This window comes from Azospirillum sp. RU38E, assembly GCF_900188385.1.
Lineage (GTDB): Bacteria > Pseudomonadota > Alphaproteobacteria > Azospirillales > Azospirillaceae > Niveispirillum.
Genome location: NZ_FZOI01000003.1, coordinates 40,234 through 62,830, shown reverse-complemented (window position 1 = coordinate 62,830; position 22,597 = coordinate 40,234). Strand labels below are relative to the sequence as shown.

General features: G+C 62.8%; 25 protein-coding genes. 21 read left to right on the top strand and 4 right to left on the bottom strand.

Annotated features, from left to right (window positions below):
* Nucleotides 1–3: 3 nt before the first annotated feature.
* The 3 genes from CHB97_RS07660 (at nt 4) to CHB97_RS07650 (ending at nt 3,957) form a co-directional block, all read left to right on the top strand.
* Nucleotides 4–693, top strand: coding sequence for a response regulator transcription factor (locus CHB97_RS07660; RefSeq protein WP_089287388.1), 690 nt, complete (start codon nt 4–6; stop codon nt 691–693).
* Nucleotides 690–1,997: a HAMP domain-containing sensor histidine kinase gene (locus tag CHB97_RS07655; RefSeq protein WP_089287387.1), complete on the top strand. Its 1,308-nt coding sequence runs from the start codon at nt 690–692 to the stop codon at nt 1,995–1,997. The genes CHB97_RS07660 and CHB97_RS07655 overlap by 4 nt, the downstream gene beginning before the upstream one ends.
* Before the next feature lie 796 nt (nt 1,998–2,793).
* Nucleotides 2,794–3,957, top strand: a complete 1,164-nt coding sequence (locus CHB97_RS07650; protein WP_089287386.1) for a glycosyltransferase family 2 protein — start codon at nt 2,794–2,796, stop codon at nt 3,955–3,957.
* A 135-nt stretch (nt 3,958–4,092) separates the two neighbouring features.
* Here CHB97_RS07650 and treA read toward each other — a convergent pair whose 3' ends face one another.
* On the bottom strand, nt 4,093–5,760 hold the full coding sequence (gene treA, locus CHB97_RS07645) for an alpha,alpha-trehalase TreA (protein ID WP_256387120.1): 1,668 nt from the start codon (nt 5,758–5,760) through the stop codon (nt 4,093–4,095).
* 67 nt (nt 5,761–5,827) lie between these two features.
* On the opposite strand from treA, the gene ubiE reads away from it, so the two are divergent.
* The 4 genes from ubiE to glp are packed head-to-tail and all read left to right on the top strand — an operon-like array spanning nt 5,828 to nt 9,978.
* Nucleotides 5,828–6,634 (top strand): bifunctional demethylmenaquinone methyltransferase/2-methoxy-6-polyprenyl-1,4-benzoquinol methylase UbiE, encoded by an 807-nt coding sequence (gene ubiE, locus CHB97_RS07640; protein WP_089287384.1) that lies wholly within the window; start codon nt 5,828–5,830, stop codon nt 6,632–6,634.
* Nucleotides 6,635–6,646: 12 nt separating this feature from the next.
* The gene (gene ubiB / locus CHB97_RS07635) at nt 6,647–8,197 is read left to right on the top strand and encodes a 2-polyprenylphenol 6-hydroxylase (protein ID WP_089287383.1); all 1,551 of its coding nucleotides are present in this window, start codon (nt 6,647–6,649) and stop codon (nt 8,195–8,197) included.
* A gap of 33 nt (nt 8,198–8,230) precedes the next feature.
* Nucleotides 8,231–8,761 (top strand): molybdopterin-guanine dinucleotide biosynthesis protein B, encoded by a 531-nt coding sequence (mobB, locus tag CHB97_RS07630; protein ID WP_089287382.1) that lies wholly within the window; start codon nt 8,231–8,233, stop codon nt 8,759–8,761.
* Nucleotides 8,758–9,978, top strand: a complete 1,221-nt coding sequence (gene glp, locus CHB97_RS07625; RefSeq protein WP_089287381.1) for a gephyrin-like molybdotransferase Glp — start codon at nt 8,758–8,760, stop codon at nt 9,976–9,978. Before mobB ends, glp begins: the two co-directional genes overlap by 4 nt.
* 14 nt (nt 9,979–9,992) lie before the next feature.
* On the opposite strand, the gene CHB97_RS07620 is transcribed toward glp, so the two are convergent.
* Both CHB97_RS07620 and CHB97_RS07615 read right to left on the bottom strand, forming a co-directional pair.
* A complete protein-coding gene (locus tag CHB97_RS07620) occupies nt 9,993–10,259 on the bottom strand; it encodes a hypothetical protein (RefSeq protein ID WP_089287380.1) in 267 nt (88 codons plus the stop codon).
* Nucleotides 10,256–10,801: an EndoU domain-containing protein gene (locus tag CHB97_RS07615; RefSeq protein WP_160105651.1), complete on the bottom strand. Its 546-nt coding sequence runs from the start codon at nt 10,799–10,801 to the stop codon at nt 10,256–10,258. The genes CHB97_RS07620 and CHB97_RS07615 overlap by 4 nt, the downstream gene beginning before the upstream one ends.
* A 78-nt stretch (nt 10,802–10,879) precedes the next feature.
* On the opposite strand from CHB97_RS07615, the gene CHB97_RS07610 reads away from it, so the two are divergent.
* The 7 genes from CHB97_RS07610 to CHB97_RS07580 all read left to right on the top strand — a co-directional run bounded on the left by CHB97_RS07610 (nt 10,880) and on the right by CHB97_RS07580 (nt 14,975).
* Entirely contained in the window at nt 10,880–11,569 is a 690-nt protein-coding gene (locus CHB97_RS07610) for an SCO family protein (RefSeq protein WP_244559455.1), read from the top strand.
* A 114-nt stretch (nt 11,570–11,683) separates the two neighbouring features.
* Complete coding sequence (locus CHB97_RS07605; protein WP_244559454.1) at nt 11,684–12,094, top strand: AtpZ/AtpI family protein; 411 nt, start codon at nt 11,684–11,686, stop codon at nt 12,092–12,094.
* A 5-nt stretch (nt 12,095–12,099) separates the two neighbouring features.
* Nucleotides 12,100–12,843: a F0F1 ATP synthase subunit A gene (locus CHB97_RS07600; RefSeq protein WP_089287376.1), complete on the top strand. Its 744-nt coding sequence runs from the start codon at nt 12,100–12,102 to the stop codon at nt 12,841–12,843.
* Nucleotides 12,844–12,907: 64 nt separating this feature from the next.
* On the top strand, nt 12,908–13,132 hold the full coding sequence (locus CHB97_RS07595) for a F0F1 ATP synthase subunit C (RefSeq protein ID WP_089287375.1): 225 nt from the start codon (nt 12,908–12,910) through the stop codon (nt 13,130–13,132).
* A gap of 205 nt (nt 13,133–13,337) precedes the next feature.
* A complete protein-coding gene (locus CHB97_RS07590; protein WP_244559453.1) occupies nt 13,338–13,943 on the top strand; it encodes an ATPase in 606 nt (201 codons plus the stop codon).
* Complete coding sequence (locus tag CHB97_RS07585; protein WP_089287374.1) at nt 13,943–14,425, top strand: F0F1 ATP synthase subunit B; 483 nt, start codon at nt 13,943–13,945, stop codon at nt 14,423–14,425. The genes CHB97_RS07590 and CHB97_RS07585 overlap by 1 nt, the downstream gene beginning before the upstream one ends.
* A 166-nt stretch (nt 14,426–14,591) precedes the next feature.
* Nucleotides 14,592–14,975 (top strand): VOC family protein, encoded by a 384-nt coding sequence (locus CHB97_RS07580; RefSeq protein WP_089287373.1) that lies wholly within the window; start codon nt 14,592–14,594, stop codon nt 14,973–14,975.
* Nucleotides 14,976–15,027: 52 nt separating this feature from the next.
* Here the strand turns inward: CHB97_RS07580 and tldD are convergent, their stop codons facing one another.
* The gene (gene tldD / locus CHB97_RS07575) at nt 15,028–16,464 is read right to left on the bottom strand and encodes a metalloprotease TldD (protein ID WP_089287372.1); all 1,437 of its coding nucleotides are present in this window, start codon (nt 16,462–16,464) and stop codon (nt 15,028–15,030) included.
* A 463-nt stretch (nt 16,465–16,927) separates the two neighbouring features.
* Between tldD and coxB the strand changes: the two genes are divergently transcribed.
* The 7 genes from coxB (at nt 16,928) to CHB97_RS07545 (ending at nt 22,583) form a co-directional block, all read left to right on the top strand.
* Complete coding sequence (coxB, locus tag CHB97_RS07570) at nt 16,928–17,785, top strand: cytochrome c oxidase subunit II (RefSeq protein ID WP_089287371.1); 858 nt, start codon at nt 16,928–16,930, stop codon at nt 17,783–17,785.
* A 26-nt stretch (nt 17,786–17,811) separates the two neighbouring features.
* A complete protein-coding gene (gene ctaD, locus CHB97_RS07565; RefSeq protein ID WP_089287370.1) occupies nt 17,812–19,425 on the top strand; it encodes a cytochrome c oxidase subunit I in 1,614 nt (537 codons plus the stop codon).
* Nucleotides 19,426–19,520: 95 nt separating this feature from the next.
* A complete protein-coding gene (gene cyoE, locus CHB97_RS07560; protein ID WP_089287369.1) occupies nt 19,521–20,429 on the top strand; it encodes a heme o synthase in 909 nt (302 codons plus the stop codon).
* Between the two features lie 14 nt (nt 20,430–20,443).
* Nucleotides 20,444–20,620 (top strand): hypothetical protein, encoded by a 177-nt coding sequence (locus CHB97_RS25825; RefSeq protein ID WP_200819885.1) that lies wholly within the window; start codon nt 20,444–20,446, stop codon nt 20,618–20,620.
* Complete coding sequence (locus tag CHB97_RS07555) at nt 20,617–21,267, top strand: cytochrome c oxidase assembly protein (RefSeq protein ID WP_089287368.1); 651 nt, start codon at nt 20,617–20,619, stop codon at nt 21,265–21,267. The genes CHB97_RS25825 and CHB97_RS07555 overlap by 4 nt, the downstream gene beginning before the upstream one ends.
* A gap of 57 nt (nt 21,268–21,324) precedes the next feature.
* Nucleotides 21,325–22,197, top strand: coding sequence for a cytochrome c oxidase subunit 3 (locus CHB97_RS07550; RefSeq protein WP_089287367.1), 873 nt, complete (start codon nt 21,325–21,327; stop codon nt 22,195–22,197).
* Nucleotides 22,179–22,583 carry a DUF983 domain-containing protein gene (locus CHB97_RS07545; protein ID WP_244559452.1) on the top strand — a complete coding sequence of 135 codons (405 nt, stop codon included), beginning with the start codon at nt 22,179–22,181 and terminating at the stop codon, nt 22,581–22,583. The genes CHB97_RS07550 and CHB97_RS07545 overlap by 19 nt, the downstream gene beginning before the upstream one ends.
* Nucleotides 22,584–22,597 lie beyond the last annotated feature (14 nt).

The window sequence follows — 22,597 nt, the reverse complement described above, 5'->3', positions numbered from 1 at the left end:
GCCATGCGTGTACTGCTGCTAGAGGATGACCGGTCATGGGCTGAACGGATCATCCACGCCGTGGGCGCCCTGGGCGGGGAGGTCGCCTGGATGACCCAGATCAACCCAAGTCTAGATGAGGTCCGCGAAGCGCAGCCTCCCTATCAAATTATCATTCTCGACCGCACCCTTGAAGGAGAAAAGGATGATGGACTGATATTTCTGCGCAGATTGCGTGATGAAGCCATACAAATTCCGGTAATTGTTTTGTCACATCTTTCATCGATAGAGGATCGGGTAAGCGGGTATCAGGCAGGCGCCATCATTTACATGACAAAGCCGTTCGAGATTGCCGAACTGCAGGCGGTGCTGCGGGCCCATTTCAACCGTTCCTGGTTGATCTGCGGTGCCTTGGAGCTGGATATAGAACATCGGCAAGCCTATTGGAGCGGTCGCCGATTGGTGCTGTCCCCGCAATCCTTCCTGATCCTGCATCTGCTGGCGGAGCGGGCCGGGGAAACCGTGCTGCGCGCGGCTCTGCATCGCCGCGCTTGGCCACCCAGCATGGCACTGGACCGTGACATGGTGGACAGCGCCATGCGGCGCCTGCGGCAAGAGCTTCGTCGGGCCATAGGCGGCGACCCGATCGAAACGGTTCCTCATCTTGGCTATCGCCTTACGCCCGACATGCTTCAGGGCGCGGCTCGGGCATGAGATGGCTGGTCCTGTCAGCCCTGGGTCTGCTGGCAATCCTGCTCGGTGGAGGTTTTCTGCTGGTCGCGGAAATGTTGGTGGCGGACATGGAAAGTCGCGCGCGGTTGGAGATCGACGCCGATATTGTGGCATTGCAGCGTGCCGACCAGCATGTGCCCCTTGTCGGCCCCCTCGACATCGCTATGCGCAGTGAACAGGATGGCGATGCCTTCTATGCCATGCGGGATGCGGATGGGACCCTGCTTGGCAGCATTCTGCAAAGCTGGCCAGAGGCCGCCGGCGACGATGGCTATTTTTATTTCGACCTGCCCGGCCCGCAGGGCGCGGGCAATGGGCGGTCATTGCTGGCCCGAACAGCCAAACTGGAAGGCGGGGCGGAGATGCTGGTTGCGCGCGACCTCGCAGGCCAGACCTTGTTTATCCGGCATGTCGGGCTTCTGTTCGGCAGCATATTTATCTTGTTCAGTTTTGTCATGCTGGTTGGCGCAGTCTGGTTGGGCCGGCGTGAGCAGCAACGGGCGAGCGCCATCCTGTCGGTCTTCCAGCGGCTCGCGCAGGGCGAAACTGGCAGCCGGGTGCCGCCCGCCCGCGGGCATGACCCGCTGTCGCGGCTCGGCGGTATGCTCAACATCTGTCTGGACAATATCGACCGGCTGGTCGGGATGCGCGACTGGCTGGAAGGCGCGTTGAAGCATGAGATGCGGGCCCGCCTGACCGAAATCATGCTGAAATTGCCGGAGACCAATGATGCCATGGGTCCGGTCCATGAAAAGGTCGAGGACGCGCTACGTGCATTCGACGGTATCATGAATCTATCGCGCTACCGGGTCGGTTCCATGTTACGGGGACGCCGCTTCCGCCTTGATCAGCTACTAATTGAAGTGACCCGATCTTGGGCGACGGAAATTGCCGAAAAGGACCTGAAGCTAACTCAAACCATCACGCCCATGGTGATGGTGGAAGGCCAGCCTGACCTTTTGATGGTGGTCCTTCACAATATTGTCAGCAACGCCATCAAATACACCCCGGCAGATGGTGCATTGCGCCTTGGCCTGATCATGGTGGATGGACATGCCAAAGTGACTTTGGCCGATACCGGTCCCGGATTGAAGGGCTTTCCCGGCGGATTCGCCAAAGATGGCCGTATCACGCCATTCCGCCGGGGCCCAGCTGCCGAGGGGAAGGATGGGCTGGGTCTCGGGCTCTGTCTGGTCCAAGAAGTGGTCGAGTTGCATAATGGCCATTTGAGCATCGCGGAGGATTTAGGTGGTGGCACCCTTGTGACCATTCTGCTGCCCAGCTGATATTGGCGAAGGCATAGTCCGAATCAGGGGAATAGCATGTCATACCAATTTCCCTTGATCGTGATCGATCCAGGGAGATTTCGTGTTCCCTCACGCGCCGGGGGCTGCCTCCGGCAGCTTGGCTTACGCCGCCACCAAGCGGCGGGCCGGCGGTCGCCGGCCTCCAATCCGCCGAAAGCTCAACCTTTCGGCGGATTGGTATACCCAAGTGACGGGAGAATCCCGGAACTGGGTATACCTAAGCCCGTGCGGCGTTTGAGCATTTTGCCGAATTTATTCGGCGCTTGGGTATATCATACCGTGTGGGGACGGCCCTGCTTGGACAAGGGTTAGGTTTGAGATTTTGAACGGGACGACTGCGTTCAGATGTCCCGTCTGATTGTGCGGCACATGACCGCTGGCCCAGATGGGTTCCGCCAGACAATTTCCAAACAAGTTGGCGACCTTGACGGCCAGAGATAATGACGGATTCTCTCGTATGTCGGTTCGACCGATCCTCATCTCACATTTTTGCCTTGTTCCCGGCACCGGCGCGGCGACGCCATGCCTTTGCTCGCGGATTTCACCGCAGGGATATCCAACAAAGGGCTTTTTTATTATAGTGCAGATAAGGGGGCAGGGCGGGGCCCCGGACATCGGTGTTTGGTGATGAAGGAAGGGAACGCCAAGCCGAACCGATGAAACCTGTGGCCGTGCGGTTGATCGTGAAATTCTGAATAACCCCGAAATCCAGGTTTTCCTGCGGTGATATTAATATGTCTTCCCCCGCCGCCATCATTCCGGAAAGGCGCATTTCTTGATTTATGGTCATTTTGACAGGTTGGGGGGACGGCATGTTGCCGGCTGGGTCTGGGATCAGGATCAGCCGCTGCGTCGGGTCGCGGTGCGCATTCTGCTGGACGGGGTTGAGCTGGCAACCGACATTGCCGATCAATATCGCCCCGATCTGGAAGATGCCGGCATCGGGGATGGATCCCATGCCTTTACCCTGGTGTTGCCCCCCCATGTGATGGACGGAAAGTCCCACCAATTGCGGGTGGAGGCGGAAGGGATGCCGCTGTTGGGAACGCCGGTTGAAGTTCTGCTGCCCAATCTCCGCTATGAACCGCTGCCGCCGCCGGATGCGCTGGTGCCCATCAATCTGGCCATCTGCGCCATCGCCAAGGATGAAGGGCCCTATCTTCTGGAATGGCTGGCCTATCACCGGGTGATCGGCGTTGATCATTTTCTGATCTGCGATAATGACAGCAGCGACGGGACCAGCCAGATATTGGCCCGGTTGGCCCGCCAGGGTTGGCTGGAACATGTTCCATGGCCGACCCGGCCTGGCCGGACACCCCAGGAGCCGGCCTATCAGGAAGGGGTGAGGCGGCTGTCAGGTCGCGCCCGCTGGGTTGCTTTTATCGATCTGGATGAATTCATTCTGCCCTTGGGTAGCGATGACATCCATACCGTCCTGGCTGATTATCAGGGGGTCGGCGGATTGATGCTGCCCTGGCGGGTATTCGGCTCCGGCGGCCGGCGGGAAGCCGGCGATGGCTTGGTGATGGAACGCTTCACCCAACGGGCGCAGGGGGCCCATCCTGTCAATTGTTCAGTGAAGACCATTGCCCGGCCGAATCTGGTGGCCCGTGTGGGGGTGCATACGCCGGGCCTGTCGCAGGGCTTTCTGGTGGACGAGAATTTTACCGTGGCCGGCACCCATGGTGACCCCGACCGGCATGTGGTTCTTCAGCCGAAGCGATTGGTTCTGAACCATTATTTCTGTAAATCCTGGCAGGAATGGGAACGAAAGCGCGATCGCGGCATCGCCACCGCCCTTCCCGGTTCCCCGACGCATATTCGTCCCGACAGCCATTTCTATAGCCACGACGTTAATGAGGTCGAGGACAGGGCGATTCTGCGTTTCCGGGATCGGGTGCGGGCGGAAATGCAGAACCTGTCTCAGCTGATCGGCTAATTTATACCAACCCGCCGGATGGCAGCGCCCGGCGCCTGAGGGAACAAAAATCTCCCTGGATCGGTCACGATCAAGTGAGATTGGTATTATACGACCGATCCTGTTTGACGCCGGCTCTGATCATAGCAATGGAGTCTAACGGTCGGGATTCAGTTCCGGGTAACGGGCGATCAAGGCGCGGGTGACGCCATTGGTCCAGCCGAAACCATCCTGCAGCGGATATTCCCCGCCCCCGCCGGGCAGCCGCTCCTCAACATTATATTTTTCCAGCAGCTTGCCAGTGGTGCGATAGGTGCTGTCCACGGTGCCGATCCAGCGCTGGGCAATCTCTCGCGCCAAGGGCCGGTGCCCATAGCGGGCCAGCCCTTCCACCGCCACCCATTGCAGCGGCGGCCAACCATTGGGGGCATCCCATTGCTGGCCGCTGCGGATTTGCGTGGTGCGCAGGCCGCCCGGTGCCAGCAGTTCCCGTTCTGTTAATGCTGCCACCGCGTCGGCCTGTGATGGCGTGGCCAGCCCGACGAAAAGGGGGAACAGGGCGGCGGCGGAAAGCACCGAAGTGGGGCGCCCCTGGATGATGTCATAATCGGCAAAGCGCCCCTGCTGTGGTTGCCAGAGATGGCGAATGATCGCCCCCTGGCGGGCAGCGGCTTGCCGTTCGAACAGATCGGCACAGGCGCGATCCTCCAGCAGGGCGCAATGCAGGGCAATGGACCGCTCCAACTGCCAGAGCAGGCTGTTGAGATCGACCGGGATGATGTCGGTGGTGCGGATGCTGGACAGCTTTGCCGGGTCGTCCAGCCAGCGCGAACTGAAATCCCAGCCGCTTTCGGCGGCGGCCCGCAGATGGCGGTAGACATCCGGGGCTGGGCGGTGGGGCGCCTGATGGGCGGTTTCCACATCCTCGGCATAGGATTCATCGCGCGGGCTGTCGCGGTCGTCCCAATAGCGGTTCAGCAGGCTGCCATCGGCCAGCCGCACCACGCGTTGGCAGGCATCGGGCTGATGCGCCTTGGGCGTCAGACAGCCGCTGCCTTGCATCCAGAAATCATGTTCCCTTTTCAGGGCGGCCAGATGGCGCTGCTGCGTTGCCGCATCTCCCTTCGGCAACAGATCGACCATCAGGGCGAAGAAGGGCGGTTGCGAACGGCTGAGATAATAGCTGCGGGTGCCGTTGGGGATACGGCCATAGGTTTCCAGCAGATGCTCGAAATCCGCCACCATGGACGCCACCAGATCCATTCGGCCGTCACGCATCAGCCCCAGCATGGTGAAATAACTGTCCCAGTAATAAATCTCGCGGAACCGGCCGCCCGGCACCACATAGGGGGCGGGCAAAACCAGGGCGGACGATCCGGGCGGCGGGGTTTCCGGCATCCTGGTCAGATGTGGCCAGAGGGCGGCGATATGATCCAGCAGGGGGCCCGGATCGCTGCCGCCCGCCGGGCTGTTCGCCGGCGTGGGGATATCGGTCGGCAGGGTGAAATTATCCAGCACGAAGCGCCGCAATGCGGTGGCATCAGCTGGCGGTCTGGCCCGGTAATCCGCCATGATCGCTTCGGCCGGGCGCTTGGGCACCGCATCCACAAAACTTTTGCCATCGCCGAAAATCCGCTGGGTCTGCACCGCCTGGAACAGCGGGCCGTAGAGATCGGCGGGGCTGGGCGCTTGGGTGAAGGCGCAGAGCCAAAGGGCGGCAACCACGATGAGCAGGCGGCTTTGTTTCATGGCGATCCCCTTTTTTAACCCTGCGGGGCGTAACGGGCGAAGGGCCGCACGGGTTCCGCCGCCGCCCGCGCCAATCCGCGCAGGGGCGGCCTGCGTTGCCCCGCTTCCCAGCGGGCCGGCTTGCCGCTATGGTGCGCCTATCATGAGCGATGCACGCACCGACCACACCGCCGCCGGCCCCAGCGCCACCCCGCCCCGCCCGCCTGCCGGGGAGGAGGGGCGTTTCTTCGGCTTCCGGGAGATTGACCCGACCGAAAAGGCCCCGCTGGTGCAAGGCGTGTTCGGCAGCGTGGCCGGTCGCTATGACCTGATGAATGATCTGATGTCGATGGGCATCCACCGGCTGTGGAAGGATGCCTTCGTCGATCTGGTCCGCCCGCGTGAGGGGGAGGCGCTGCTGGATGTGGCCGGTGGTACTGGCGATATCGCCTTCCGCCTGAAGAAGAAGGCCCCCGCCGCCGCCGTCACCGTCTGTGACCTGACAGAGGCCATGGTGCGGGTGGGGCGTGACCGGGGCATCGACCAGGGGGCCGTTGGCGGCATTGACTGGACGGTCGGCAATGCCGAAGACCTGCCCTTTGCCAGCCGGTCGATGGATGCCTATACGATCGCCTTCGGCCTGCGCAATGTCACCCATATCGACAAGGCCCTGCGGGAGGCGCGGCGCGTGCTGAAACCCGGTGGCCGGTTCTTCTGCCTGGAATTCAGCCATGTGGTGATTCCGGTGCTGCGGGATATTTATGACAGCTATTCCTTCCACCTGCTGCCCCGGCTGGGCCAGATGGTGGCGGGTGACCGCGACAGTTACCAATATCTGGTGGAAAGCATCCGCCGCTTCCCCGAACAACAGGCCCTGTGCCGCCGGATTGAGGCGGCGGGTTTCACCCAGGCGCGGGCGCGCAACCTGTCGGGTGGCATTGCCTGCATCCATTCCGGCTGGCGCGTTTAAGGCGCCCATCCCATGCTGCGTCTGACTCGCAATCTGCTGCGTCTGGTGTCCATCGGCCGCACCTTGGCCCGCCATGGCGCGCTGCAACCCGACCTGTTCGGCGACAGCGCGCCGCTGGTGGCGCTGCTGATGCGCGCCATCAACAATAAGAAGGCATCGGGTCGTCCCGGCCAGCGGCTGGCGGCGGCCTTGCAGGAACTGGGCCCCAGCTTCATCAAGCTGGGACAGGTGCTGTCCATCCGCGCCGATCTGGTGGGGGAGGAAGTGGCCGCCGATCTGGCGCAGCTGCGCGACCGGTTGCCCGCCTTTCCGGGGTCGGAGGCCCGCGCCATCATTGAGGCGGAGCTGGCCCGCCCGATGGATGTTCTGTTCGCCCGCTTCGATGATCAGGCGGTGGCGGCGGCCAGCATCGCCCAGGTGCATTTCGCCGAAACGCCGGATGGGCGCCAGGTGGCGGTGAAGGTGCTGCGCCCCGGCATTGAACAGGCGTTTCAGCGCGACCTGGATTTGATGATGTGGCTGGCCGGGCTGGCCCTGCGCCTGCAACCGCGCCTGAAACGGCTGAAGCCGGTGGCGGTGGTGGAAACCTTCGCCCGCACCGTGGCCCTGGAAATGGATTTGCGGATGGAGGCGGCGGCCGCCTCCGAGCTGGGGGAGAATTTCGCCAGCGACCCGACCTTTGACGTGCCGACCATCGATTGGGATCGCACCGCCAAGCGGGTGATGACCCAGGCCCGGGTCATCGGCTTTTCCATCGATAAGCTGGAGGAGATCAAGGCGGCGGGGTTGGAGCCGGACAAGCTGTTGCAGCAGGCGGCGGATGCCTTTTTCAATCAGGTGTTCCGCGACGGTTTCTTCCATGCCGACATGCATCCCGGCAATATGTTTGTCACGGCGCAGGGCAAGCTGGTGGCGGTGGATTTCGGCATCATGGGCCGCATCGACCGCCAGACCAGGCTTTATCTGGCCGACATGCTGATCGGCTTCCTGAACCGGGATTATGATCTGGTGGCGCGGGTGCATTTCGATGCCGGATTCGTGCCCCCCGATCAGGACCGGGAACTGTTCAAGCAGGCCTGCCGCTCCATCGGGGAGCCGCTGCATGGCCGCCCGCTGTCGGATATCTCCATCGGGCGGCTGCTGGCCCAGCTTTTCGCCATCACGGAAAAATTCCAGATGGAGACGCAGCCACAGTTGTTGCTGCTGCAGAAAAGCATGTTGACGGCGGAGGGGATGGGCCGGGTGCTGAACCCGCATGTGAATATGTGGGAACTGGCGCGACCGCTGATTGAACGCTGGATGGTGGAAAATCGCGGGCCGGAGGCACGGGTGGCCGATGCGGCCGGGGCCATGGCCGGCATTATCGGCCGGCTGCCGACCCTGGTGCGCGATCTGGAGCGTGCGGCCTTTCAGTTGGCCGAAGGCGGGGGGATGCGGTTGCATCCTGACAGTCTGGCCTTGCTGGCCCAGGCCCAGGCGTTGGAAAATAAACGCCAGCGCCGCCCGCTCTGGCTGGCCTTGGCGCTGGCGGCCGGTGCCCTGCTGGTGCTGGCATTGCGATAATCCCGGCCGCTACAGGCCGGGGAAGGGGGGAATATGGGGGCCGATCAATCGCTTCCCGCCAATCTTTTCGGCCTGTCGGGCTGGAGCGGCAGCGGCAAGACCACGCTGATGGCGCGGCTGATTCCGGTGGTGGCGCAGCGCGGTTTCACGGTTTCCACCCTGAAACACGCCCATCACGCCTTTGATATCGACCAGCCGGGCAAGGATTCCTATGTTCACCGCATGGCCGGCGCGTCAGAGGTGCTGGTGGCATCCGGCCAGCGCTGGGCCTTGATGCATGAGAATCGCGGGTCACCGGAGCTGAGCCTGACCGAACTGGTGGCCAAGCTGTCGCCGGTCGACCTGATTCTGGTGGAAGGCTTCAAACGCGACAGCCACCCCAAGCTGGAGGTGCATCGACCTTCCAATGGCAAGCCGTTGCTGTACCCCGATGACCCCAACATCATCGCTGTGGCCAGTGACGTGCCGCTGCCGGGCTGCCCGCTGCCGGTGCTGAACCTGGAGGATGTGGAGGCCATCGCCGACTTGATCCTGGAACGCTGCCGGCTGAGAGGTCCGCGATGAGCGGGGCCTGTGGAAGTTGTTTCGATGCCGGATCAAATCTGCTGCGGTTGGAACAGGTTCTGGCCCTGGTCAATGATCGTTTCGATGCCGTAACGGAAGAGGAGTGCGTGCCGCTGGCCGCGTCTCTGGGGCGGGTGCTGGCCGCTGACCTGCGGGCGGTCGCCCCGTTGCCTGGATTCGATAACAGCGCCATGGATGGCTATGCCCTGCGCCATGCCGACCTGCCGGGGCCCTTGCCGCTGGCGGGACAGGTGGCGGCGGGCCATCGGCCGCCGCTGGTGCCGCCCGGCCACGCCGTGCGTATCCTGACCGGTGCCATGCTGCCCGCCGACCTGGATAGCGTGGCGATCCAGGAAGAGGTGCATCTGCTGCCTGATGAGCGGGTGGCCTTGCCGGCCGATCTGCCGCTGGGGGCCAATTGCCGGCGGGTGGGGCAGGATGTGGCTTTGGGGGCGCTGCTGCTATCGGCGGGCCACACCCTGCGCCCTGCCGATATCGCCCTGGCGGCGGCCCAGGGGTGGGATAGCCTGCCGGTGCGCCGCCCGCTGCGGGTGGCGCTGTTCTCCACCGGGGATGAGTTGCGGGAGCCGGGGCAGGACGCCGCCCCGCCCGCCATCCATGACAGCAACCGCTATCTGTTACGCGCCCTGCTGGCGCGGCAGGGCTGTACCGTCACCGATCTGGGCATTCTGGCCGATGATGCGGCGCTGATTCGCCGGGTGCTGGCACAGGCGGCAGAGAATCATGATCTGGTGCTGACCTCGGGCGGCATGTCGGTGGGCGATGCCGACCATGTGCGTCCGGCGGTGGAGGCGCTGGGCGTGCTGTCTTTCTGGAAGCTGGCGATCAAGCCCGGCAAGCCGCTGGCGCTGGGCCGGCTGGGCGGGGCGGTATTCTGCGGCCTGCCGGGCAACCCGTCCGCCGTGCTGGTTACCTTCCTGCTGGTGTCCCGCCCCCTGATTCAGCGCCTGTCCGGTGCGCGGGTGGAAAATCCGCCGCGCTTTGCCGTCCGCGCCGGATTCGCCCATGCGAAAAAGGCTGGGCGGCGGGAATTTCTGCCGGTGCGGCTGGGGCAGGGGGCCGATGGCAGCGCCCTGGCCCTGCCGCTGACCGGCATGTTCACCGGCATGGTGCAGGCCGACGGGCTGCTGGAACTGGCCGAGGAGCGGGAACATCTGGCAGCGGGGGATCTGGCCCCGCTGCTCCCATTGACCTGATAGGCCTCCCCGAATCAGCCCTTATCGGCCAGCGCCCGGCGGGCAGCCGGGGCGGGAATCAGTACCGGGGCCAGATCGTCATCATGGATATTTTCCAGCAGCAGCCCGTCCTCGGACAGGCTGGCCGCATAGAGATTGCCGATGCGCCGCGCCGGGGTTGGCCCGTCACCGGCCAATGCCGCTGCGAAGGCGGCCCGCGCCGCTGCATCGCCCGCTATATCGCTGGCCAGCCAATCGGCCAGCCATTCCGCCTGTTCCGCCGTCAAATCCGCCCCGCTCATTGGCAGCTTTCCCCGATCAGCGGGAAGGCGGTGTTGATATCGCCCTCCTTGTTCAGGCCGAAGCGAATCACAAAGCGCTGGCCCTTTGGCCCCGTGCATTGTTCCGCTGTCGGAACGGTCGGCGCTGAGCAGCCCAGAAAACCCCAGGGTTTGGCCGGGCCGCTCTGGTTGGCAAAGGCATAACGGATGGAAGCGGTGATCTGCGCCGGGGTGCAATTGTCCGGATAGAGCGTGGAAAATTTGGACGTTCCGTTCTCGAAACGAACCGTCGCACCATAAAGCCCATCCGGCTGGGTCGGCTGGGCATCAATACCGGCGATGATTTTGGAGGTGGAGACCAGCGCTTTGGAGTGCAGCCCCATCGGATCGCCATTCTTCTTGATCTCCCCGCACAGGATATGGCGCAGGTTGATGCGGGGCTTGCCGTCAGACCATTGAAAAGCCCCATCCGCACAGCTCATCGCTGCTTGTGCCTGGGCCAGGCTGCCCGTCAGGCACAGGCCCAGTGCCACGATAATCCCGCCGATGCGGCCCCTTGCCATGATCGCTTCCTTCCCCGGCTGCGCGGTTCCATATAGGGCCATCAATGTGGCGGTGATGCACCGCCCACCGCAAGGGACATGATGATGAAACCTGCCCGCCGCTCCCTCCGTCTGGTTCCGCTGGCACTGGCCGGTCTGGCCCTGCTGGGGCTGCTGGCCTGGCTCACTATCCGCCATGACAGCCAGATGGCGGCCGCGGGTGCGGCGGGCATGGGCAATCAAACCGCAGCGGTCGGTGGCCCCTTTACCTTGACCGACCACCAGGGGCGCACGGTGACGGAGAAGGACTATGCCGGGCGTATGTTATTGATCTTCTTCGGCTATACCTATTGCCCCGATATCTGCCCCACCGAGGTGCAGACCATGGCCGAGGTGATGGACGCCCTGTCACCGGAAGAACAGGCCAAGCTCCAGCCCCTGTTCATCACCATCGATCCCGCGCGCGACAATCCGCAGGTCGTGGCCGATTACGTGGCCCTGTTCCACCCCGGGATTGTCGGCCTGACCGGCACGCCGGATCAGGTGGCGGCCGTTGCCAAGGCCTACCGCGTCTATTACGCCAAATCCGGCGGGGAGCCGGATGGCACGGGATATATGATGGACCACTCCGCCTATCTTTATCTGATGGGGGCAGATGGGGCGCTGGCCGCCCTTTATCCACGCGGAACGGCGGCGGCCCGGATCGTCGCAGACATCCGCCAGCGGCTGCCAAATGGTAACGCCGGCAGCCCCACTACCGGCAATTCGGGCGAAAAAACGGCAAATTGAGCACAAAAGACGCGATGCGGCGCAGCATCGGACCTATGCATATTAGTTAAGTTATTGAAATATATGAGTTTCCACTAAGGGCGTCCTCCCTTGACAGGGTTGGGGGCTGCCCGTATGGTGCCGCCGCTTTCGCACGGTATTCAAACCAACCCCGGCGAAGGGAGATGCTTCGTGTCACATGATAGCCCTCCCCCCTCGCTGGAGGAACTGGACGCCCGTTTGCGTGAGGCCCGGCAAAAAGCCGGCCTGGACAAGCCTGAGCCCCAGCCTGGGGTGTCGGCGGGTTCAGGCGGGGATATGGCGCTGGGTATCCGCATCGGGGTGGAGCTGGTGGCAGGCGTGTTGCTGGGGCTCGCCCTCGGCTATGGGCTTGATCTTTGGTTGGGTACCAAACCCATTGGCATGATTGTTATGATCTTCGTGGGTGCGATTGCGGGTTTCATGAATGTGTATCGTGTGGTTAATGGCCACGGGTACGCGGCAGGGTTCGGCAAGTCCCGGGAAGAACGGGACGGTGGGGAGTAGGCATCGTGGCTGGTCCGTTGGAGCAATTCGAGGTCAAGCGCTTGGTCAGCCTCCCGGTTGGCAATCTGGACCTTTCCTTCACCAATTCGGCGCTGTTCATGGTTCTGGCTGTTGTGGTCAGCACAGCGCTGCTGGTGTTCGGGATGCGTGGTCGCGCCATGGTGCCGGGGCGCCTGCAATCCATGGCGGAAGTGCTGTATGAATTTGTCTCGGAGATGGTGCGGGATAATGCCGGGCCGCAGGCCCGCAAGTATTTCCCGTTGATTTTCTCCCTGTTCATGTTTGTGCTGTTCGGCAATGTGCTGGGCCTGATCCCCTATTCCTTCACCTTCACCAGCCACATCATCGTGACCTTCACGATGGCGCTGTTCGTCTTCTTGATTGTGACGGTGATCGGCTTTGCCCGGCATGGTCTGCATTTCCTGCACCTGTTCCTGCCGCATGGCACGCCCCTGTGGCTGGCGCCGATGATCATTGTCATCGAAGTGATCTCCTACTTCGTGCGCCCCATCAGCCTCTCCGTCCGACTGTTCGCCAACATGCTGGCCGGTCATACGATGATGAAGGTTTTTGCCGGCTTCACGGTCAGCCTGCTGGCTGCCGGCGGTGCTGGTGCTGCCATTGGTATTCTGCCTGTGCTGATGAATGTCGCCCTGTTCGGCCTGGAATTTCTGGTCGCCGGCATTCAGGCCTACGTTTTCGCGCTGCTGAGCTGCGTGTATCTGCGTGACTCGCTGGAACTGCACTAAGCAATCCGGTCGTCCAACTCGTCTTCATCCCAAAGAGACACTTCCAACCTAGAGGATCTTCAAAATGGAAGCTGAAGCCGCAAAGTACATCGGTGCTGGTCTGGCCATGTTCGCTCTGCTGGGCGTCGGCATCGGCCTCGGCAACCTGTTCTCGGGCCTGTACCAGGCCGCTGCCCGTAACCCGGCCGCTCTGAACAGCTACAAGACCTTCGTGTTCATCGGTTTCGCTCTGACGGAAGCCGCTGGTCTGTTCGCCCTGGTTATCGCCTTCCTGATCCTGTTCGCCTAATCAGCGACGGTTTCATCCTGCTGTCCCTTCCGGGATGGCATGGCTTCAGCGCCGGGTTTGCCGCCGCTGCCGGGTTATGAATTCCGGGCAGCGGCGGTCTTCCTATCGGGCCTATGGTTCCGGTTGGCTTGGTGCTGTGGGGTGTGGCGTGATCGTGTGTCGCCTGTTGCAAGGTGACGGCGGTCAGCAGTGAATGGGTGCTTCAATGCCTGTCCAACGCTTTTCGCGCCTGTGCGCCGGTGCCGCGTCGGCCCTGACGATGGCTCTGCTGGTGGCCGGGCCTGTGCTCGCCGCTGAGGGTGAGCATCATTCCAAGGGCCTGCCGCAGCTCAATCCGGCCAGCTACGCGTCGCAGATTTTCTGGCTGATCATCACGTTCGGCCTGCTGCTCTGGCTGATGTCCAAGGTGGCCCTGCCGCGGGTGGCCGAGGTGCTGGAAGCCCGTCAGGAAAAGATTTCCAACGACCTGGAAAAGGCCAGCGCGCTGAGGGCGGAAGCCGAGGCGGTCATGCAGGCCTATGAAAAGGCGTTGACCGAGGCGCGGGGCAACGCGCAGCAGGAAATGGCCAAGGCCGTTGCTGCTTCCGATGCCGAAGCCGCCCGTCGTAATGGCGATCTGGCTGCCGATCTGGCCCAGCGGACCCGCACGGCGGAGGAGCGCATCCAGGCCGCCAAGCAGGTGGCGCTCGGCAATGTGCGCACCATCGCCGGTGAAACGGCCCAGGCTGCCGTTTCTCGTCTGGTCGGTGTCGCCGTCTCCGCAGAGACGACCGAAGCCGCCGTTGAAGCCGTGCTGAAGGAGCGTGCGTGATGCATTTCGACAGCAATTTCTTCTTCGGCGTTGCCTTCGTAATCTTCGTTCTGCTGGTCGCTAAGCTGGCCGGCAAGTCGATCATCGGTTCGCTGGATGAGCGCGGCAAGCGCATCGCCGGTGAACTGGAAGCGGCGCAGAAGCTGCGTGAGGATGCCCAGGCAGCCCTCGCCCAGTTCCAGCGCAAGCAGCGCGATGCCTTGAAGGAAGCCGAATCCATCCTGGTTTCCGCCCGTGAGGAGGCTCAGCGCATCCGTGCCCATGCCGCCAGCGATCTGGAAGTGGCGCTGAAGCGTCGTGAACAGCAGGCGATGGACAAGATCGCCCAGGCGGAAAATCAGGCGATACAGCAGGTTCGCGAACTGGCGGTTGATATCGCTGTGGCCGCAACCGAGAAGCTGTTGATCGAAAACCTGGATGCCGGCCGCGATGGCACGTTGGTCAACCAGGCAATCGCTGAACTGCCGGCCAAGCTGCACTGAGCAGTGACAGCTTGCTGAAGTAAGAAAAGGCCGCTGGCGCGATCCGGCGGCCTTTTTATTTGCTTTGCCCATGGGGAGGCCTGGACGCGATCGGCCCCCGCTTCCTATGATCCCATCACACAGACAAACCGCCGACATCAGGCGGTGTCTTTCAGGGAGATGAGAATTGTTCAGCCATGTCATGCTCGGCGCCCATGATATCCAAGCGTCGAAGAATTTCTATGATGCCACCTTTGCGGCGCTGGGGATCGCCCCCGGTGTGGATGACCCCAAGGGCCGCGTCTTCTATCGCGCGCCGACCGGCATTTTCGCTATCACCAAGCCAATCAATGGCGAGCCGGCCACCTTTGCCAATGGCAGCACAATTGGTTTTGCTGCCGCTTCGGCGGAACAGGTGGATGCCTGGCACGCCGCCGGCGTCGCGGCTGGCGGGACGAGCTGTGAGGATCCGCCGGGCCCCCGCAGCCTGGGCACGATGAGCCTGTATCTGGCTTATCTGCGCGATCCGGCGGGCAACAAGCTGTGTGCCATGTATCGGCTGCCGGCCTGATCTGGAAAGCGGCGGCCTGAAACGGGCCGCCGCTCTGCCTTGCCCCGCTCTGTCAGGCAGCCTTGGTGCCGCCGACGGTCAGCCCGTCGATGCGCAAGGTGGGCTGGCCCACGCCCACCGGCACACCCTGGCCAGCCTTGCCGCAGACCCCGATGCCGGGGTCCATCGAACTGTCATTGCCGATCATCGTCACTTTGGTCAGCGAGTCGGGGCCATTACCGATCAGGGTGGCGCCCTTCACCGCCGGGCCCAGCTTGCCATCTTCGATCAGATAGGCCTCGCTGGCGGAGAAGACGAACTTGCCCGAGACAATATCCACCTGACCGCCGGCGAAATTGGCGGCGAAGATGCCGCGCTTTACCGAGGCGATGATCTCCTCCGGCGTCTTGTCGCCGCTGCGCATGACGGTGTTGGTCATGCGCGGCATCGGCATATGGGAGAAACCCTGGCGCCGGCCATTGCCGGTGGGTTTCACCCCCATCAGCCGGGCATTCAGCCGGTCCTGCATATAGCCTTTGAGGATACCATCCTCGATCAGCACGGTGCATTGGCTGGGCGTGCCTTCATCATCCACCGTGATCGACCCGCGCCGCCCCTCGATGCTGCCATCATCCACCACGGTGACGCCAGGGGCAGCGACCCGCTGACCCAGCAGGCCCGAGAAAGCGGACGTCTTCTTGCGGTTGAAATCGCCCTCCAGCCCGTGGCCGATGGCCTCGTGCAGCAGGATGCCGCACCAGCCGGGCCCCAACACCACCGGCATTTCGCCGGCCGGTGCCTCAACGCTGGACAGGTTGATCAAGGCGCCGCGCAGCGCCTCGTCGACATAGCCGCGCCAGACGGCAGGGTCCAGGAACGCCTCATAGGTGCGGCGGCCGCCGGCCCCATAGGAGCCGGTCTCCATCCGCTCCCCTTCGCCCACCACCAGCGAGACATTCAGCCGGACCAGCGGGCGGATATCGGCCACGCGCGTGCCATCCGCGCGCAGGATTTGTACCGCCTGCCATTCGCCAGCGAGGGAGGCGGAAACCTGCCGTACGCGCGGATCGCGGCCCCTTGCGTAGGCATCGATCTCCGCCAGCAGCTTCACCTTGGCTTCGAATGGCACCAGTCCCAACGGGTTGTCGCTGGCATAGAGCAGGCGATTGGTACCGATGGGGGCTTCCGCCATGACGCCGGAATGGCCGCGATGCACGGCCTGCACCGTGGCCGTGGCGCGGCGGATGGCATCCTCCGTCAGGACGGAGGCATGGGCATAGCCCGTGGCCTCATCCGCAACCGCCCGCAGGCCGAATCCCTGGGTGGTGTCAAAGCCGGCGCTTTTCAGCTTGCCGTCATCCCAGGCGAAACTCTCGCTCTGGGCATATTCCAGGAACAGCTCCCCATCATCGGCGCCGTGCAGCGCATCGCGCACCAGCGCTTCCGTCCGTCCCAGGTCGAGGCCGGCCTTTTGGAAGAAGATGTCGTCGGTCAGGGAGAGCAGGGACATGGATGGAGTCGCTTTCAAACAACGGGTTTCACCCAGCAAGAATGGCGATACGGAGCCAGCCCGGCAAGGGTGTCGGATGAATGCCCGTACCGCAGGGCGGAAATTTTTCCCTGCCCGTTTTGTCGGCGCAAGCCGGCTGAAACCGGGTGGTTTGCCCCGTAACCCGTTACAAGTGCGACGGATTGCCCCGGTGAATGATGGCAGAAGCGTGGCGTAGCGGCTTGCCCCGCCGGCATTTTGCGCGTTATGCTCCCAGGCGATATATGGGGCCGTTAGGTCTGCATATTATACTGGATGCGTGTCCCGTATCGCAGGTGCTCGCCGGAACGATTAACCGATCGAAACGATGGGCATCGGCATAACGGTTCCGTTTCGTGCCACCGGCAGCGGAACGGGGTGGTGGGATGTTCGGCTGACATACAAGGGGATGCCAAAATCCCCGGAACGACGAGAGTGGTGAGGGATGTTCAAACGCAAGATCGGTGCCGCATTGTCGGGCCTGTCGCTGGCGGTTTTCACCGCCGGTTCGGTGATGGCCCAAGAGGCCGCGAAGTTCGTCGGTGTGCCCGCCCCCGCCCAGTTGGGGATGCAGGAGGCGGCGTCGCCGGTGATGGAGCGGCTGCATGATTTCCATAACCTGCTGCTGGTGACGATCACGGCCATTGCCCTGTTCGTCACGGCTTTGCTGGTTTACGTGATGATCCGGTTCAACCGGCGCGCCAACCCGGTGCCGTCCACCACCACCCATCACACGCTGCTGGAAGTGGCATGGACCGGTATTCCGGTGATCATCCTGCTGTTGATCGCTGTTCCGTCCTTCCGCCTGCTCTATTTCATGGACAAGGCGCCCAACCCGGAACTGACGGTCAAGGTGACCGGCCATCAATGGTACTGGTCCTTCGAATATCCTGATCATGAAGGTGTGGCGTTCGACGCCCGCATGATTGAGGACAAGGATCTGAAGCCTGGCCAGCATCGCCTGCTGGAGGTGGACCAGCGCATTATCGTCCCGGTGGATACCGATATCCGCGTGCTGGTTACCGGTGCCGACGTCATCCATTCCTTCGCCATTCCGTCGCTGGGGATGAAGAAGGATGCGGTGCCGGGACGCCTGAACGAGACTTGGTTCCGCGCCAACCGCGAAGGCGTCTTCTATGGCCAGTGCTCGGAAATCTGCGGCACAGGCCACGGCCAGATGCCGGTCGCCATCGAGGCGGTTTCCAAAGAAGCCTTCCAGCAATGGCTGGGTCAGCAGAAGCAGGCACTGAATAACAACGGGTCCGAACCCCGGCAGCTCGCCCAGGCGGCGGGCGCCCAGTAACCGGGATCGGAGGAGAGGGTAACACCATGGGTGCTGTCAGCGGGGCGCATGCCCACGATCACCATGATCACAAGCCGGGCTTTGTGGCGCGTTGGTTCTTTTCGACCAACCACAAGGATATTGGCACGCTCTACATGTTCTTTGCGGTCATCGCCGGTGTCATCGGCGGCCTGTTTTCCGTGATCATGCGCCTGGAGCTGCAAGATCCCGGCATTCAGTATTTGACGGCTTTCTCCGCCGATGTCGGCCAGCAATGGAATGTCTTCATCACCGCCCATGGTTTGATCATGGTGTTCTTCGTGGTGATGCCGGCGCTGATTGGCGGGTTCGGCAACTGGTTTGTGCCGCTGATGGTGGGGGCGCCGGATATGGCCTTCCCCCGCCTGAACAATATCAGCTTCTGGCTGATCGTGCCGGCCTTCCTGCTGCTGCTCTCCTCGGCCTTTGTCGGGCCGGGTGCCGGGACGGGCTGGACGATTTATCCGCCGCTTTCCAGCGCGCAATATGACCATAGCGGCCCCTCGGTCGATATGGCCATCTTCGCCCTGCATCTGGCCGGCGCTTCGTCGATCCTGGGGGCGGTGAATTTCATCACCACCATTTTCAACATGCGCGCGCCCGGCATGACGCTGCACAAGATGCCGCTGTTCGCCTGGGCCATGCTGGTTACGGCTTTCCTGCTGCTGCTGTCGGTGCCGGTGCTGGGTGGTGCCATCACCATGCTGCTGACCGACCGTAATTTCGGCACGGATTTCTTCAATCCGGCCGGCGGTGGTGACCCGATCCTGTTCCAGCACCTGTTCTGGTTCTTCGGTCACCCCGAAGTGTACATCATGATCCTGCCGGCCTTCGGCATCATCTCCCACATCATTTCCACCTTCTCCCGCAAGCCGGTCTTCGGTTATCTGGGCATGGCCTATGCCATGGTTGCCATCGGCGTGGTCGGCTTCATCGTCTGGGCGCACCATATGTTCACCGTCGGTCTCTCGGTGGATACGCGCGCCTATTTCACCGCCGCCACCATGATCATCGCCGTGCCGACGGGCGTGAAGATCTTCTCCTGGATCGCGACCATGTGGGGCGGCTCCATCAGCTTTGAAGTGCCTATGGTCTGGGCCATCGGCTTCGTCTTCCTGTTCACCGTGGGTGGGGTGACGGGTGTGGTGCTGGCCAATGGCGGCATGGATATCGCGCTGCACGACACCTATTATGTGGTGGCGCACTTCCACTATGTGCTGTCGCTGGGTGCCGTCTTCGCCATCTTCGCCGGTTACTATTACTGGATCGGCAAGATGTCGGGCCGTCAGCATCCTGCCTGGGCCGGGCACCTGCATTTCTGGACGACCTTCATCGGCGTCAACCTGATCTTCTTCCCGCAGCACTTCCTGGGTCTGGCGGGGATGCCGCGCCGGATGCCGGACTATAACGAGGCCTACCATTTCTGGCACATGGTCTCCTCCTACGGCACCTACCTGGCCTTCGCCTCCACCATCTTCTTCTGCATCATGGCGATCTACACGCTGTTCGCCGGGCGCCGGGTGACGGGCGATTACTGGGAGACGGGTGGCACGACGCTGGAATGGACGCTGTCCTCCCCGCCGCCGTTCCATCAGTTCGAAACCCTGCCGCGCGTGAAGTAAGGCGATGGGCCGGTCCTGGCTTCAGACGGGACCGGCCCGCACACCCCTTTCATCCGTACTCTGCCAATCCGGTTCGATGTGAAGAGACCCCCTGAATGACCGATGGCGTGATCGACAATGAGGCACTGGAAGGCCCGGCGCTGGCCGGGGGTTCCGTGCGGGACTATGTGGCTCTGCTGAAGCCGCGGGTCATGTCGCTTGTGGTGTTTTCCGGCTTTGCCGGCATGGTGGTGGCCCCCGGCCATCTGCATCCTCTGCTGGCCCTGGTGGCGGTGCTCTGTATCGCCATCGCCTCGGGTGCGGCCGGTGCGATCAATATGTGGTATGACCGCGATATTGATGCGCTGATGGACCGCACGGCGGGCCGGCCCATCCCGCAGGGCCGCGTGCCGGCGGCCGAAGCCCTGGCCTTCGGCATTGTGCTGACCATCGCGTCCGTGGCCCTGATGGGGCTGGCGCTGAACTGGGTGGCGGCGGGGCTGCTGGCCCTGGCCTCGGCCTTCTACATCTTCATCTACACCATGTGGCTGAAGCGGCGCACGCCGCAGAACATCGTCATCGGTGGGGCGGCTGGCGCCTTCCCGCCGATGATTGGCTGGGCGGCAGCGACGGGGGAAGTCTCCATCGCCTCCATCGTGCTGTTCGCGCTGATCTTCTTCTGGACGCCGCCGCATTTCTGGGCACTGGCCATCTTCCGCAGGCTGGATTACCAGCACGCGGGTGTGCCGATGCTGCCGGTGGTGGCAGGGGAGGCAGAAACCAAGCGGCAGATGCTGATCTACACGCTGATCCTGCTGCCATTGGCCACCGCGCCCTATTTCCTGGGCATTGGCGGGCTGGCTTATCTGGCCGGGTCACTGGTGCTGGGGGGGCTGTTCGTGGCCTGCGCCATCGCCACCCTGCGCAGCCAGGATCACAAGCCGGCCAAGCGCATGTTCGCCTTTTCCATCCTCTATCTGTTCCTGCTGTTCGCCCTGCTGATCGGCGACCATCTGGCAACGTGAGGAGACACAAGACAATGACGATTGACGGTATCGAAATGACCCAGAAGCCCGCCCGCCGCCATGGCGCCGATACGGAGGTGCATCGCCGTCAGCGGGGCAAGAATCTGGCCACGCTGGCAGCACTGCTGGGTTTCGTCGTCCTGGTTTATTTCGTGGCAATGATCCGGATGAGCGGGGGCAGCTTCCCATGAAGCAGCCCCGCACCCCGCAACAGCGTAACGCCCGTATGGCGGTGGGGCTGGGCCTGCTGGTTGCCAGCATGGTCGGGCTGTCCTTCGCCTCGGTCCCGCTTTACAGCCTGTTCTGCCGGGTGACGGGCTTTGGCGGCACCACCCAGGTGGCAAAAGGCGCGTCAGAGCGGGTGCTGGATCGGGTGATGGAAATCCGTTTCAACGCGGATGTGAACAATTCCATCGGCTGGGATTTCAAGCCCGAAACAAAATCCATCCAGGTGCGGGTGGGGGAGCCGGCGACCGTTCATTACCACGCGCATAACCGGGAAAGCCGGGCGGTGACAGGAACGGCCGCCTATAACGTGACGCCGGACAAGGCGGGCATCTATTTCCAGAAGATCCAATGCTTCTGTTTCACCGAACAGCGGCTGGAAGCCGGCCAGTCGGTGGAGATGCCGGTCTATTTCTATGTTGATCCGGCGATTGCCGATGATCCGGAACTGGATGACGTGAAGACCATCACGCTGTCCTACACATTTTTCCGCGCCGCCGACCAGAGCGCGGCCTTGCCCGGTGACGGGCGAGGGGATGCTGGTCGGCAAGGGGAGGCGACGTCCACCGCCGGGGCGGGGGCGGAGAGCGCCATGACGGGCCGGCAACAATGACCTGCGCCCACGATCAATCAATGTGCGACCGAGTTCAAGAGTCGAGGGATTAGAGAGATGGCTGACATCAAGGCCCATGCAGCTGGTGGCGTTCCGACGGAAGGCATTCCCCAGCCCTATCATCTGGTCAATCCCAGCCCCTGGCCGCTGCTCAGCTCCTTTGCCGGCGGCCTGCTGGCGGTGGGGGCGGTCATGCAGTTCCATGGCCATGGCTGGTACCTGCTGGCCGCTGGCCTTCTGGCTGTGCTGGCCTGCATGTTCGGCTGGTGGCGCGACATCATCAAGGAATCGGTGGTGGAGAAGGCGCACAGCCCGGTGGTGAAGATCGGCCTGCGCTATGGCATGTCGCTGTTCATCGCCTCGGAGGTGATGTTCTTCGCCGCCTTCTTCTGGGCCTTCTTCGATGCCAGCCTGTTCTATGGCGAGGCCATCCAATATGCCCGCGTCGAGGCGACGGGCGGGGTCTGGCCGCCGCATGGCATCACGCCGTTCAACCCGTTCGACCTGCCGTTCCTGATGACGGTGATCCTGTTGCTGTCCGGCACCACGGTCACCTGGGCGCACCACGCCATCATTGAAAACAAGATGGAAGAGGCCGCCCGCGCGCTCGGTATCACCGTGCTGCTGGGTATCGTCTTCTCTGGTTTCCAGATGTACGAATACAGCCATGCCGCCTTTGGCTTTGGCGAGAATGTCTATTCCTCGGCCTTCTTCATGGCTACCGGCTTCCATGGATTCCACGTCTTCGTCGGTACCGTCTTCCTGGCGGTCTGCTATTTCCGCACCAAGAAGGGCCATTTCACCCCGCAGAGCCATTTCGGCTTTGAGGCGGCGGCCTGGTACTGGCATTTCGTCGACGTGGTCTGGCTGTTCCTGTTCATCTCCATCTATTGGTGGGGTGCGGGTGGCAAGTGGGTGGCGGCGCACTGATCGGCGCTGCCCCATTGGACCAGAAACTCTCTTTCCTGTTGCGCGCGGGCCTGGCTTGCCGGTGCCCGCGCTGCGGCAAGGGCCGGCTCTATACCGGCTTCATGCGGGTCGTCGACCAATGTTCGGTGTGCGGGCTGGAAATGGCCCGGCACGACAGTGGGGACGGCCCGGCGGTTTTTCTGATTTTCATTCTGGGCTTCACCATTGTGCCGGCGGCGCTGATCATCTCCTTGAAGGTGGATTGGCCGCTCTGGCTGCACGCCTTGATCTGGGTGCCGGTGATCATGGGGGCGACACTGGGGATGCTGCGCCCGGCCAAGGGTGTTACCATCGCCCTGCAATATGGCTATCGCCGTGATTCCTTTGATGGGGAGGCGGGGGAATAGCCGCCCCTGACCTT